Annotated in this window: 11 protein-coding genes; 5 read left to right on the top strand and 6 right to left on the bottom strand. The window is 56.6% G+C overall.

The features are described 5' to 3' along the window. Positions 1–637: 637 nt before the first annotated feature. Positions 638–1,897, bottom strand: coding sequence for a sensor histidine kinase KdpD (locus H6F46_RS17370; RefSeq protein WP_099532155.1), 1,260 nt, complete (start codon positions 1,895–1,897; stop codon positions 638–640). 151 nt (positions 1,898–2,048) lie between these two features. Between H6F46_RS17370 and H6F46_RS17365 the strand changes: the two genes are divergently transcribed. Continuing rightward, entirely contained in the window at positions 2,049–2,243 is a 195-nt protein-coding gene (locus H6F46_RS17365) for a hypothetical protein (protein WP_190356025.1), read from the top strand. A gap of 237 nt (positions 2,244–2,480) precedes the next feature. Here H6F46_RS17365 and H6F46_RS17360 read toward each other — a convergent pair whose 3' ends face one another. The 3 genes from H6F46_RS17360 to psbP form a co-directional block, all read right to left on the bottom strand. Then, on the bottom strand, positions 2,481–3,140 hold the full coding sequence (locus H6F46_RS17360; RefSeq protein WP_190356024.1) for a nucleoside triphosphate pyrophosphatase: 660 nt from the start codon (positions 3,138–3,140) through the stop codon (positions 2,481–2,483). A gap of 217 nt (positions 3,141–3,357) precedes the next feature. Then, the gene (locus tag H6F46_RS17355; RefSeq protein WP_190356023.1) at positions 3,358–3,498 is read right to left on the bottom strand and encodes a hypothetical protein; all 141 of its coding nucleotides are present in this window, start codon (positions 3,496–3,498) and stop codon (positions 3,358–3,360) included. Beyond that, complete coding sequence (gene psbP / locus H6F46_RS17350) at positions 3,473–4,039, bottom strand: photosystem II reaction center PsbP (RefSeq protein ID WP_190356022.1); 567 nt, start codon at positions 4,037–4,039, stop codon at positions 3,473–3,475. Before psbP ends, H6F46_RS17355 begins: the two co-directional genes overlap by 26 nt. A gap of 350 nt (positions 4,040–4,389) precedes the next feature. Between psbP and H6F46_RS19640 the strand changes: the two genes are divergently transcribed. From H6F46_RS19640 to H6F46_RS17340, 3 genes are all read left to right on the top strand, one after another. Further along, a complete protein-coding gene (locus H6F46_RS19640; protein ID WP_255407483.1) occupies positions 4,390–4,524 on the top strand; it encodes a hypothetical protein in 135 nt (44 codons plus the stop codon). Positions 4,525–4,698: 174 nt separating this feature from the next. Next, complete coding sequence (cphA, locus tag H6F46_RS17345; protein WP_190356021.1) at positions 4,699–7,422, top strand: cyanophycin synthetase; 2,724 nt, start codon at positions 4,699–4,701, stop codon at positions 7,420–7,422. Between the two features lie 46 nt (positions 7,423–7,468). After that, positions 7,469–8,788, top strand: coding sequence for a pitrilysin family protein (locus H6F46_RS17340; protein ID WP_242028020.1), 1,320 nt, complete (start codon positions 7,469–7,471; stop codon positions 8,786–8,788). Between the two features lie 84 nt (positions 8,789–8,872). Here H6F46_RS17340 and hisA read toward each other — a convergent pair whose 3' ends face one another. After that, positions 8,873–9,655, bottom strand: coding sequence for a 1-(5-phosphoribosyl)-5-[(5-phosphoribosylamino)methylideneamino]imidazole-4-carboxamide isomerase (gene hisA / locus H6F46_RS17335; RefSeq protein WP_099532160.1), 783 nt, complete (start codon positions 9,653–9,655; stop codon positions 8,873–8,875). 443 nt (positions 9,656–10,098) lie between these two features. Continuing rightward, positions 10,099–11,121: a ribose-phosphate pyrophosphokinase gene (locus H6F46_RS17330; RefSeq protein WP_190356020.1), complete on the bottom strand. Its 1,023-nt coding sequence runs from the start codon at positions 11,119–11,121 to the stop codon at positions 10,099–10,101. Between the two features lie 912 nt (positions 11,122–12,033). On the opposite strand from H6F46_RS17330, the gene H6F46_RS17325 reads away from it, so the two are divergent. Then, a complete protein-coding gene (locus tag H6F46_RS17325) occupies positions 12,034–13,965 on the top strand; it encodes a serine/threonine-protein kinase (RefSeq protein ID WP_190356019.1) in 1,932 nt (643 codons plus the stop codon). The last annotated feature ends 50 nt before the right edge of the window (positions 13,966–14,015 follow it).

Raw genomic sequence — 14,015 nt, 5'->3', positions numbered from 1 at the left:
TGAGAATAGGTTTGACGATTTGAGAGAATGAGCGTAACATTGGTGTATTACTTTTTGATTGTTTGGGGTAAGAATTACATCTTCTTACCCCTTTTTTATAACCTGAATCTGTCATTCAACACTTCTGGCAGCGACCACCTCATCTGGTGTTGATGATCGTAAGGCGATTATCAATCAACTTCAAGTATTCAAGGAGCTTTCATCAACTGATCTGAATGCCTGATCTGATCAGCTAATAGAAGTTCAGTAAAAATACGGTACTAATCAATCAAGTTCGATTGATTTTTGATCAAATCAGTCATTAAGATTATTCATGAATTATTATCCAGCTATGGTTGAACTGATTTTTAATTTGGCATGAATGAATTGCCACTCAATTATGGTTGATCTGATTTTTAATCTGGATCGTGCTTCTTCTCGAACTACCCTCTAAAGTCGTTGCCTTTGAACTTAATTTGAAAAATTCTCTGGCTTATAAAAGCTTGAATAATTCACCAGAGAATATGTAGTTAAAAGGCAACAACTTTTGGGATTTGGGTACTGGCGCTAATGACTTGAGTTCATCAAGCGTTGGCAAAATTGAAAACGGGCACTTGCAAAATTTGCAACGAACTTGGGTTGAAACGGTAAGCGTGGGTTAGCCATCCGCAAAGCCGGAAGCAGCGTGATGATTGGTAGAACCTAGTGCAATCATCGGTAGCCAAACGGTGAATAGGCTGCCTTGCTGTAATTCGCTATCGAGTTCAATTTTGCCGTGATGCAATTGAACACATTGGGCAATGATGGCTAAACCCAATCCAGTGCCGGGAATGTCAGCGACGTTGGATCCTCTGGTAAATTGTTGAAAAATCCGTTCCTGATCGGTGCTACAAATGCCGATGCCATGGTCGCGAACCTGTAGGAGTAGGAAGTTACTTTGTTGCGATAGAAAGACCTCGATCGTGCCGCCATTTGGTGAATATTTGACGGCATTGTCCAAGAGGTTATTGGTAATCAGCCGAAATAGGCGAGCGTCGGCCCAAATTTGAGAATGATCTAGGCGATCGTGGATTGTGATGTGACACAGGGCGGGTGCAATTTGTTGGCAACGATCGACCACCTCCCTCAGCAAGGCAGAGACATCTAACCAGGCAGGTTCAAACCGCAATCGGCCGGAATCAGCCTCAATTAAGACCGTGAGATCGTTAAATTCCGAAAGGGTTTTTTCCGCTAAACAACCGATCCGCTTCAGGTAGGCTCGCTGTTGTTCGGCGGGCCAATGATCCCAAAACCGATCCATGAGTTGGGCATAGGATTGAATGGCTCCGATCGCGCTGCGGGAGTCATGGAGGGCGATCGCGGCCAGTTGGTTGCGATCGATCAATTGCTGTTCCAACGACACCTGACAGCGCCGGGCTTCGCGATCGGCCAAGCATCGACTGCTCACCGCATCGAGCATGGCCCGCCCTTGCTCGGGAGTCCAAGGCAACCCCACCACGCCCCAGATGCCGCCATGGGTGAGGGCTGAAACCAATGGCGCGATCGAGGAGGGCAGGGGACGCATCACCACCACCAAAGAGGGCAGCCCCGATTGGCGATATAGCCAATCCACTAGTGCCAGCATTGGCTTCACCGTTTCCGGCATTACCAATAGCACCAACAGTTCCACCTTAGCCAGCTCACGCAGGGGTGGATCCGTTTGGGATCGCAATTGGGCTAAAGAGTCGATCGTCCAGTGATCGAACAACACATGGCCAGACTCCTGAATCAGAGATTCCCAAATCAGGCGTTCTGAAGTCTCATTGCCTCCAACCAGCGCCACAATCAGAGACTGTGACTCGGAAGGAACCGATTCGTGGTTGGAGCCGGAAGCTGTGGGTGGGCGATTGGGCACACTGGCCGAATTGGAAAAATTCATGAACACATGCTTAAACCTCGTCGGCGGCGATCGATGGCTGGCGATGCAACCCCATCCCCCTAAACATCGAAGCTTCGCTTCCGTAAATGCCAGATTTTAATTATCAACTTGCTGGTGGGATTCAGACCAGTTGAAGCGCTGCAAAACAGTCGTGAAAATCCCGATCGCAGCGCTGGCAGAAACTACCGCACCATTAAACAAAATGACCAATCCGGCTCTGTTTACTTTGCACGAAGTTGGTTTGGATAGGTCGCAATTTTTCCGTTTTGATCGCCGGCCGGTGATGTCGATCAAAACTGAAAAGTTGATGCTTGTTGCCCCTAAATTTCAATCGTACCGCCCTTAGCTCCCGTGTCACCAGTGGATTGAGCGACAGAAAGGCTAAAAATGCTCCTGAATGCCAAGATCCACCGCTGAGGCTGAATTTCAGGCTGAAATTCTGGAGTGGGTTGCTGGAATTGATGGAAATTGACTGGGTATGGACTGGATCGGGACTGGATCTGAATCTGGCACAATGGGCCCAAGATCAAAGCCGGCCCCCATTTCAGGGGCCGACGCAGCCGCCAGCGATTCCAGTTTGTCTTTAAAGGGCTGGGGTTTGCCAAAGTTGCGTTACGTCGTATCCCAACTCCCCTAACATGCGACGCAAGAGGGGCAGGCTGAGGCCAATCACATTCATGTGGCAGCCTTCGATTTTCTCCACAAACAGGCCGCCGCGACCTTCGAGGGCAAAACACCCGGCGCATTGCATGGGTTCGCCCGTGGCGATGTAGGCCGCAATTTCGGCATCGGTGGGGGTTGCGAAATGAACACGGGTGGTGGCGGACTGGATCAACTCCCGATCGCTCGCCAAATCAATCAGCACATGGCCCGTGTACAGATCACCAATTTTCCCCCGCATTTGTTGCCAGCGCTCCATGGCCTCGGCGGGTGAGTCGGGTTTGCCATAGACTTCCCCATTTACCAACAGCACGGAATCGCAACCCAAAACCACGATCGAGCTGCCCAGTTCATGGGATCCCAATAGGGCCTGCCGCAGGGCCGGCTCCTGCCGCAGCCGATTGACAATCACCCGTGCCTTGCCCTGGGCCAGCACTTGCACCAGTTGTCCTGGATCAAAGACGGTGACGGAATCTTCATCGAAGTCACTGGGACAAACGATCGGGGGAATGCCTGCCATCTGGAGGAGTTTGCGGCGAGCAGGAGAGGCGGAAGCTAACACCAATTGCAAGGGGTTAGGCATAGTCTTGGTCAGTTAGTAATCGAAAGGTTAGGGAATGGGGTTGACGGGGGTGAATCGGGGGTGAATCCACGGATGAGGAAGCGGCGGAAGTTCGGGTGAAAGGGTGGCGGTTGGCCTTGGTCAGGATTGCCCAGACCCTACCAAGGAAACAGGGCAACAGCCTTGCCATTGCCCTGTCTGAATGATTGACGCGGTAGCGATCGGTCGCTACCCAGCGCTATCCAGTTGACTGCCATTGATGTTCGATCGCCACTTCGCCACCGATCTCGATCGCCTGAGTGCGGCCGATCGCCCGTTGGTTGTCGCTGTCGCCCCGGCTGAGGCCAAGTTGCCTAGTCCACAGAGAACGATCGAACAACCGTTTCAAACATGTCTTTCACCTTGTCCCAACGCCCTTCGGAGGCGGAAATGTTCAAGGTGTAGAGCTGGCCACGGCTGACGGCAACGCTGGCCAGGTTGTGGCGTTCTTGGTTAGGCAGCTTCACGGCATATTCCAGCAAGTAGTAGGTTTTGCCGTTGGCTTCTCGGGACTCGGCATTCACCAGTTCGGCGGTGCGTCCGGAGCCGGGCGGGGCGATCGCGCTCTTAGAGAGGCGATAACCCACTTCGCTGGGAGTTCCCAAATCGGGCAGGGCTTTGCCGCTGGGAACAGGGTTGATCACAACGCTGACGTTTTCGGTTTCTTGAATCAGGTCATGGAAGACCACATCGGGCCCGCCGGCCACTTTGACGGCCACCCACCCGATCGGGTACAGGAATCGATAGCCTTTGGTGGCATCAATGTAGGCCTTCAAGCCGCTGGCTGGAGCGGCGCAGGCTTGCAGCGCCACCACAACCGTCAGCAACAACGCGATCGCGAGGCGTTTCCAAGTGGAGCGGTTCAGGGACGAAAATTGCATGGGTTTCGAGTTCGATCGGGCGTTGCAAAACGGAGCATGAAGGACTGCTGCGTCCTCAATCACGAGGGATTACACGCGGGATTAGATTACACGCGGGATTAGTTGTTGATGATCGACAGCATCGTTATGATCGCGACAATCACAACGACCCGCATCACTGACCCGCATCACTAATAATTTCAGATGCCGCCTAGCGGGTTGGCTAGCGAGCAATCCAACGCGATTTCATCTTAAACCGCCCCGGCCCCGGCCGATCCAGACCCAGCTCGGGAACCGGCGAATCCGGATCACGCCGCCCATTCTTCCAGATTTCTTTTGATCCCCATTCGGAGACCCGCTCGATCGCCAATATGGCTCGCAAGGGCGTGATCACAGGGCGGCCCCAAGGCTTTGCCGATCGGGTCTATCTCCCACTAGACAACACCTTGGCCATTTTGGGCGATCAATCCCCGTCCATTCCCCTTGGCCTCTGTTGCTGTTTGTGAACCAAGCGGCTAACCTGACAGCTAAGAATTCTGAAAAAATTGTTCCTCAGGAACAGTTCAGTATCATCGTCAGCACTGAGACTAAGCTAATCCTTCGGTGTCGCTGACTCGTTAGATGACGGTTGGGTCACGCATCTCCCCGTTCTTTTTGAACCTTCCTCAACACTGCCTCCGATGAAGATCCTGAAAGTCCAGACGCTCCGCGGCCCCAATTATTGGAGCATTCGCCGCCATAAGCTTGTCGTTTTGCGTTTGGATTTGGCGGACTTGGCTGATCGCCCCTCCAACGAGATTCCGGGGTTCTACGAAGGACTGGTGGAAGCCCTGCCCAGCTTAATGGAGCATCACTGCTCGCGGGGCAAGCGGGGTGGTTTTCTGGAGCGGGTGCGCGAAGGCACGATGATGGGGCACATCGTGGAGCATGTGGCCCTGGAACTTCAGGAATTGACGCAGATGCCTGTGGGGTTTGGGCGCACGCGCGAAACCTCAGAGCCAGGGGTTTATTTGGTGGCGATCGAGTATGAAAACGAGCGGGCCGGGCGGTATGCGGCCCGAGCAGCCGTGCGTCTGTGCCGCAGCATTGTGGACTCGGGCAGCTATCCCCGGGCCGAGCTGGAGCAAGACTTGCAGGATCTGGAGGAAATTCGGGCAGAGGAAGCCCTGGGCCCCAGCACGGAATCCCTGGTGCGCGAGGCAGAGCGCCGGGGAATTCCTTGGCGGCAGTTGGCGGCACGCTCCCTGATTCAGTTGGGGTATGGGGTTCGCCAAAAGCGGGTGCAAGCGACCCTGAGCGATCGGACGGGAATTTTGGCGGTGGAGTTGGCCTGCGACAAGGACGGCACCAAGCGGGTTTTGGCCGATGCGGGCGTGCCGGTTCCTCGGGGGACAACGGTTCGATACCTAGACGAGCTACAGGATGCGATCGAGGAGGTCGGTGGCTACCCGATCGCGATCAAGCCCTTGGACGGCAACCATGGCCGAGGGATCACCCTGGACATTGAATCTTGGGAAGCGGCGGAAGAAGCCTACGAAATGGCCATGGCCGATTCCAAGTCCCAGACGATTTTGGTGGAGCGGTTTTATAAGGGGAATGACCACCGGGTATTGGTGGTCAATGGTCAGGTGGTGGCCGTGGCGGAGCGTGTGCCGGCTCGGGTGATTGGAGATGGGCGATCGACCATTCAGGCGTTGATTGACGAAACCAATCGCGATCCGCGCCGGGGCAGTGGCCACGATAATGTGCTCACCAAAATCACAATCGATCGCCCCTTGGAGCAAATGCTGGAGCGGCAAAGCCTGACTCTCGATACTGTGCTCGATCGGGGCGAAATTTGCTATCTGCGAGGCACGGCGAACCTGAGTACCGGCGGCATTGCGATCGATCGCACCGATGAAATTCACCCGGAAAACATCTGGTTAGCCCAACGGGTGGTCAAAATCATTGGCTTGGACATTGCCGGGATTGATATTGTTACGCCCGATATTTCCCGCCCCCTGCGCGAAAACGGGGGTGTGGTGATTGAAGTGAACGCTGCGCCGGGCTTCCGGATGCATGTGCAGCCCAGTGAAGGCATTCCCCGCAACGTGGCAGAACCGGTGCTGGATATGTTGTTTCCGCCCGGGTCGCCGGCCCATGTGCCGATCGTGTCGGTGACCGGTACCAACGGCAAAACCACCACCACTCGCCTGATTGCCCATATCTATCGCCAAACGGGACAAGTGGTGGGCTACACGACCACCGACGGCACTTACATCGGGGAATACATGGTGGAACCCGGGGACAACACCGGCCCCCAAAGTGCCAATCTGATCCTGCAAGATCCGACCGTGGAAGTGGCCATTCTGGAAACGGCTCGGGGAGGCATTTTGCGATCGGGCTTGGCGTTCGATCGCTGCGATGTGGGCGTGGTGTTGAATGTGGCCGCTGACCACCTGGGGCTGGGGGACATCGACACGATCGAACAAATGGCCCGCGTGAAAGCGGTGGTGGCGGAAGCCGCTGCCCCCGATGGCTATGCGGTGCTCAATGCGGATGATCCCCTGGTGGCGGCCATGGCGGAGCATGTGTTGGCCCAAGTCACCTATTTCTCCATGAACCCGGAGAACCCGATCGTGCGGGAACATGCCCGACAGGGAGGCTTGGCCGCTGTTTATGAAAACGGCTACCTGTCGATTCTCAAAGGCGATTGGACCCTGCGGATCGATCGAGCCGAGAACATTCCCCTCACCCTGGGCGGAAAGGCCGCTTTCCAAATTGCCAATGCCCTGGCCGCCAGTTTGGCCGCCTTTGCCCAAGGGGTGCGCATTGAAGCAATTCGTCAGGCCCTGATGACCTTCACATCCAGTGCCAAGCAGACCCCGGGGCGAATGAATTTGTTTGATTTGGGTCGCTACCACGCCCTAGTGGACTACGCGCACAATCCCGCTGGCTATGAAGCGGTGGGCGTGTTTGTCCAAAACTGGCCCGGCACCAAGGTGGGTGTGGTCGGTGGCCCGGGCGATCGCCGTGATGAGGACTTCCAATTGCTGGGCAAGCTGGCGGCCCAAATGTTCGATGAAATTCTGATCAAGGAAGATGACGACAATCGCGGCCGGGCCCGGGGCAGCGCCGCTCGCCAAATCGAAGCGGGCATCACTGCCGCTCGTCAAGAAGGGCTGGCGCGGGTTCGCCGGTTTGAAACCATCCTGGATGAAACCACGGCGGTGAATACGGCCCTCGATCGGGCGGTGGATGGCGGGTTAGTGGTGGTTTTCCCGGAAAGTGTCAGCCGCGCCATTGACCTGATTGAGGCCCGCGGCCCTCGGGAGACCACGAAAACAACGCCCACCCCCAAAACCCCGATCGCCGATCCCGCTAGTAACCGCACCAGCCAGCACAGTGAGGTGAAATCGGTCTAGGCTAATAGCGGTCTAACTAAATCCTACCTTTCCGCGAGCTGAGCCAATGATGTCGCCAAGCTTGTTTGCCCCGGCCCTGCCGCCGATCGAAACCGTCCGTACTGGGCCGTTAATTCGGCGGTTAGACTGTGGTGCACTCGCGATTGTGGAGCAGATGCCCGTTGAGGCGATCAATCTCAGTTTGTGGGTCAATGCTGGTTCAGCGATCGAACCTGAACCCATTAATGGCATGGCCCACTTTTTGGAGCACATGGTGTTTAAAGGGAGCGATCGGCTCGCCCTCGGGGAATTTGAGCAGCGGATTGAAGCTTGCGGAGCGGTCACCAACGCCGCCACCAGCCAAGACTACACCCAGTTTTATTTGACCGCCGCTCCCCAGGATTTTGCGGCCCTGGCTCCTTTGCAATTTGACGTGGCATTGCGGCCCCAGTTGCCGGCCGCGGAATTTGACCGGGAGCGCCATGTGGTGCTCGAAGAAATTCGCCGCAGCCAAGATAATCCTCGCCGTCGCACCTTCCAAGCGGTGATGAACCTGGCCTTTGAGACCTTGCCCTATAACCGGCCGGTGTTGGGCCCCACGGAAGTGATTGCCCACTTGGATGTGCAGCAGATGCGGGACTTCCATGATCGCCATTATCGCCCGCAGTCGGTGACGGCCGTGGCGGTGGGTAATTTGCCGCCGGAGCAGTTATTCGAGATTTTGGAAACCGGCTTCAACGAGGCCTGGCGCGATCGGGATTGGTCGGGCTTGCCGGTGGCCACGCCATCGTTAATTCCAGAGTTGCCGTTCGATCGCGTTGAACGCCGGGAAATCATTGACCCATCGTTGCAACAGGCCCGCCTGATCATGCTCTGGCGCGTTCCGGGGCTACAGGACTTGCGGGAAACCTATCCGCTGGATGTGTTGGCGGCGGTGTTGGGCCATGGCCGCACCTCGCGCCTGGTGCGGGACTTGCGGGAAGAGCGGCGATTGGTGTCCAAGGTTTCGGCCACCAATTTGACCTACCGCGCCCAAGGAACGTTTTATTTGGCCGCCCATTGTGAGCCGGAGCATTTGCCAGAGCTGGAAGCCCGCTTGCAGGATCATATGGCGCGTATTGGCTCGGAACCGGTGAGCATGGCGGAGGTCGATCGGGTGCGGGCGCGGGTGGCTAATGGGTTTGTGTTTGGCAATGAAACCCCCGCGAATCGATCGAACCTCTATGGCTACTACCAAACCTTGGTGGGCAATGTGGATGCGGCTCTGCGATATCCCGATGCTGTCCGTTGCCTGACCCCAGAAGATTTGCAGCGGGCCGCCCAGCAATATTTGAATCCCCAGGCCTATGGGTTAGTGATTCTGCGCCCCGCTGCTGCTCAGGGTTAGGGCTAAGGATCAACAATGGTTGGGCGATCGCTGCGGATGGGCCCCTCAATCGCCTTGGATTCCGGGGCTGCCTCAGCGGCTGAGTTACCCGATCGCCTCCTGACCAAAATTCAGGGGGAGATCTTGAATTCGACCCGGGCCCACCGCCTGGATGGCCTCCTTGAGATCCACGTTGCCGGTGTAGAGGGCGCGACCGACAATCGCCCCCGTGACTCCCACCGGCTCCAGGGCCAGCAGCCCCAATAAATCGGTGACGGAACTGATGCCCCCGGAGGCAATCACGGGAATGGAAATCCCTTCCGCCAGCTCGCGCAGGGCTTCCTTGTTGGGGCCTGCCAAAGTGCCATCCCGGTGAATATCCGTGTAAACAATGGCCGCCGCGCCCCAGTCCTGAACGCGCTGGGCCAATTCCACCGCCCGCACTTCGGAGGTTTCCAGCCAACCCCGGGTTGCAACCCAGCCATTGCGGGCATCAATGCCAATTACGATCCGCCCGGGAAATTCCGCGCACCAGGCGGCCACTTCGTCCGGCTGCTCCACGGCTACGGTTCCCACAATTGCTCTGGTGATCCCTAGCTCAAATAGGCGGGCCGCGCGATCGCGGGTTCGGATGCCGCCTCCCACTTGAATCTGGATTGGGCGATCGCCCAGTTGTTGGGTAATGGCCGCGATCGCCTGGAGATTCACGGGTTCTCCCGTTTTGGCCCCATCCAAGTCAACCAGGTGCAACCAACTGGCCCCCGCCGTCATCCACCGCTGGGCAACCATCACCGGATCATCACCAAAGGTTTCTGCGCGATCGTAGTCACCTTGAAAGAGCCGGACACAACGTCCACCCAACAGATCGATCGCCGGAAAAATATCCATGGCTAATCCTCATCCTTCAGAAAATACAAAATCGAAAATCCCAATCAATCTACCTGAAGGCTGTAATTCGCAACATAGGGCATTAGCCAGGTTTTGGATGGCCCCCTGCATTGAGATGGGTTAATCAACAGGTTCAGGTCGTCTTCAGGTCGTCGAAATCCCACCCAATTACGCTTAATCGCGCTCGATCACCCCCAATGGCAATTCCGAATGGTAATTCCGAAAAGCCAGCGAAGACAAACGATCGACCGTGAACGCCCCCGTTGGGTTTCTCGGTCGATCGTCCGTCACCCTTGAGTTTTAGGACAATGTTGAGGAATTTTGTCCTTGTAGGAGCAATGGCCAGAAGCCACCTTCCGAACGAACTCGCTCCCTCCACCATCCATCAGTGAATCTCAGCCCCAGTCAGCTAGCTCCGCAAGCGCATCCTTGAATCATGGATATTAGTCATTGATAAACATGCTGCTAACTGACGTGTCTTCGTGGATGCGCCAAATGGTTTCGCCCAGCACATTCGCCACCGACAAAACCGTGAGCTGGTCAAAATGGTGGTGATCCATCATGGGAATCGTGTTGGTGACAATCACCTCTTCAAATAACCCACTGGACAAGCGCTCGATCGCCGGAGGAGACAACACCGCATGGGTGGCACAGGCATAAACCTGGCGTGCCCCTTCCCGACGCAGCATTCGGGCCCCTTCCGTGAGCGTGCCGCCTGTGTCGATGATGTCATCCACCAAAACGGCCGTTTTGCCCTTCACATCACCAATGACGTTCAGCACTTCCGCCACATTGTGCATTTGGCGGCGCTTGTCAATGATCGCCAGGGGCGCATCGTTCAGGCGCTTAGCAAAGGCCCGGGCCCGCGCCACCCCGCCCACATCGGGCGACACCACGACAATATCCGACAGGTTCTTGCTTTCGAGGTAGTCGATCAGGACTGGCGCACCAAAAACATGATCGAGCGGAATATCGAAATAGCCTTGGATTTGCGCTGAATGCAAGTCCATGGCCAACACCCGATCGGCTCCGGATTTCACAACCAGGTTCGCCACCAGTTTGGCCGTAATCGATTCCCGGCCGGCCGTCTTGCGATCGGCCCTGGCATAGCCGTAGTAGGGAATCACAGCGGTGACTTGGCGCGCCGAAGCCCGGCGGCAAGCATCCACCATGATCAACAATTCCATTAGATGGTCATTCACAGGGCGACAAACCGGTTGGATCAGATAAACATCACAACCCCGGATTGACTCCTGAATTTGAACATAAAGCTCACCGTCGGCGAACCGTTTGCGAACCATTGGTCCCAACGGTAACCCCAGGTATGCAGCAACTTCTTCGGCCAAGGCGACATTTGCCGATCCTGAGAAGATGCGAAGTCGGCTCTTTTCCGTCACTTCGCGATGCGAAGTCGGCAGCGGAGAAGTCGCAGAGCAAATCACGGCAGACCCTCGAAGCGCATTCATGGCAATCTTAGCATTTCCTTCCAATTTTCTTTGGGTTTGCGTTCCCGCATTCAATGACATGGGTGGTTGTGAGCCGATCGCCAAGGGTAGTCGTCAAGGCTTGACCAGACGGCTGATTGACCAGACGGCTGATCAGGCTCCGTGACGACGGGAATCAGATAACATCCGTGAGCAATTGCTGCTGCAGGAATCTGGTCAGGAACAGTCAGAAACCTTTGCACGATCGGGCGGCAATTGTGACAGAAAACGGGGGCAGTTTAACGAGTTCAATGGGGCGATCGACCATCCCCTAGCCCGATCGGCTAGGATGAGTCCCGAGGGTTGCCCAAACGGGCAATTCAACACCCAGCCCAACCCCAGACAGGGGCAAAACCCTAACTGGTGGTGCGGGCCACCGCGAGTTCTGGCCAGTTCCCGAGTCGATCGCAACGGGACAAGCCCAGGCTGCATCTGGCGGCAGATGCGCCTCAACTTGCTACCCCCAAGGAAGCGGCTAGGGACTCAACGGCATCGCTAGCCAATGGAGATCCAACCCAATGGATCTTCAACCAACAACCGCCGCCCAGTTTCTTGGGCGGTTGTGCCGGGCGATTGATTGATCGCAGACCTGGGATAATCAGGGGAAATGGGGGTTGGGTGACAACAATGCCGCTAATCGCCCCAAGTCTGATCGGTTCATTCAGCCCTATAAATTGGTTTTAGCGCCGGTTGCGTCTGAACAATCAAAATCACCCGACTCCTTTAATGGTTCGATCAAACAATTGATCAGTCCAACGGGGCGATGCAAGTCACGGAATAAATTGTTTTTTTCTGAATTTCGTCTGAGTTTCGCCTGAGTTTTTGCTCGATCATCGCCTGACTATTGCCTGACTGAATTGCCATTTCAACTGTTCTTCGATCGCCCCGAGTCCCATGCAACCGTCCCTGCCCCCCGGAACTGTTCTCCAAAATCGCTATCGCCTTGTGGAAGTGTTGGGACAGGGTGGCTTTGGGCGCACCTACCTGGCGGAGGATTTGGGGCGATTTGGCGAGCGCTGTGCCCTCAAGGAATTCACGCCGCCCGTGGGCGATGCCTACGCCCTCGAAAAATCCAATGAACTGTTCCGGCGCGAGGCAGCGGTTCTTTACCAAATCAATCACCCACAAATTCCCAAGTTTCAAGCCACCTTTGAGGCGGAGGGTCGCCTATTTTTGGTGCAAGACTACGTGCAGGGCAATACCTATCGATCGCTCCTCGATAGCCGCCTGCACCATGGTCAGCTCTTTGCGGAAGGGGAAGTGTTCTACCTCTTGCAACAGTTGCTCCCCGTGTTGAGCTACCTGCACAATTTGGGGATCATTCACCGGGATATCTCGCCGGAAAACATTATTCTGCGGGAGCATGATCGACTGCCCGTGTTGATTGACTTTGGGGCCATCAAAGAAATGGCCACCCGCTTCCAACAACCGGGAGCCACGGCCGTGCAGGCCACCACCGTTGGTAAAAGCGGCTATGCCCCCAGCGAACAAATTCAAACCGGCCGCGCTTACCCTAGCAGCGATCTCTATGCCTTGGCCGCCACGGTGTTGGTGTTGCTGACGGGGCGAGAACCCCAGGATTTGCTAGACGATCGCACCCTTACCTGGCATTGGGATCAGTATGTGCCCCTCACGCCGGCCTTGGGAGATCTGCTGCGACGGATGTTGGCCTATCAACCGACGGAGCGCTATCCCTCTGCCTCCTTGGTGCTTCAGGCGTTGCAGGAGGTGACGTTGGATGCGACGGCCCGCCCCGTGGCCCAGCCGCCCTCCACTTCACCCCCAACTCCGGCAGTGCCGGCCCCAGCCGCTAATCCCACGGGAACTGTCCCTTCAACCATGGCGACGGTGGTGGTGGGTCGGGCTGCGCCGCCTCCGATCGCCCCTCGATCGCCTGCACCGGCCCCGGCTCCCGGCCCCGATTGGAGCGTGGAACCCCGAGGATCATTGATGGATAACCCTTGGGCGGTGACGGTGTTAGGCGTGTTGTTGGTGGTGGGGACGGGAGTAGGTTCCTGGTCGCTGGTGAATCAATTCCTGAGTCGATCGCCCAACAACAGCAACCCCACACCAACCGCGACGGTTTCCGAAAGTCCGCCGCTGCCTAGCCCTTCCCCCACGCCCTCTCCCACCCCGTCCCCTAGCCCGATCGCCTCGCCTGTGGTCTCTACCCAGCGGTTGAACCTTCAGCCCGCCGGGGATTTTGAAGATTCCCGCACCCTGGGCGAAAACGAAACCCTGATCTATCGTTTCCAGGCCGGTGCTGAGCAACCCCTCAGCATTTCCGTGGCAGGCAATAACGTGATTGCTAGTCTCCTGGCTCCCGATGGTGACCCGGCGGATCGATCGAGCCGGGATCTGCGCCAATGGGATGGCGTGATTGCCGTGGCTGGTGAATATGCCCTGCAAGTGCGCGTGGCCCCCGGTGCGCCCAGGGGAGACTACCGCCTGCGCTTACGGCTAGCGGCGGCTCCCGCTTCCCCCAGTCCGGAGCCAAGCCCCACGCCAACGCCCACCCCGACTCCGGAGCCAGCTCCCAGCCCCAGCCCAGAACCAACCCGCCAACCCACTTCGCGCAACTTCCGAGGTGTGACTCAGCCCCAGGTTCCCCAAACCTTTGGTTTTGAAGCCCAGGCGGGTCAGCAAATTTCAATTAGTATTCCTTCCGGTTTGCGAGCCACGGTGTTTGGCCCCAATGGCCCGATTCCGGACATGGAAGGACTGGAAGGATCCGTCAGCTTGGAAGCGCCCGTGGGCGGCAACTACGGCATTGAAGTGTCCTCGGATTTGGAAATGCCCTTTGAGATTGCCGTGCGGGTTCGGTAGCAACCGTGATCAAACCCTTGGAGCAAGAAGCGGCAGGGCGATCGGCCTGA

Origin of the sequence: Limnothrix sp. FACHB-1083 (assembly GCF_014696485.1) — a bacterium.
GTDB lineage: Bacteria > Cyanobacteriota > Cyanobacteriia > CACIAM-69d > CACIAM-69d > CACIAM-69d.
Note: the sequence above shows the minus strand (reverse complement) of the source record. Positions and strands in the feature narration are given on the sequence as shown.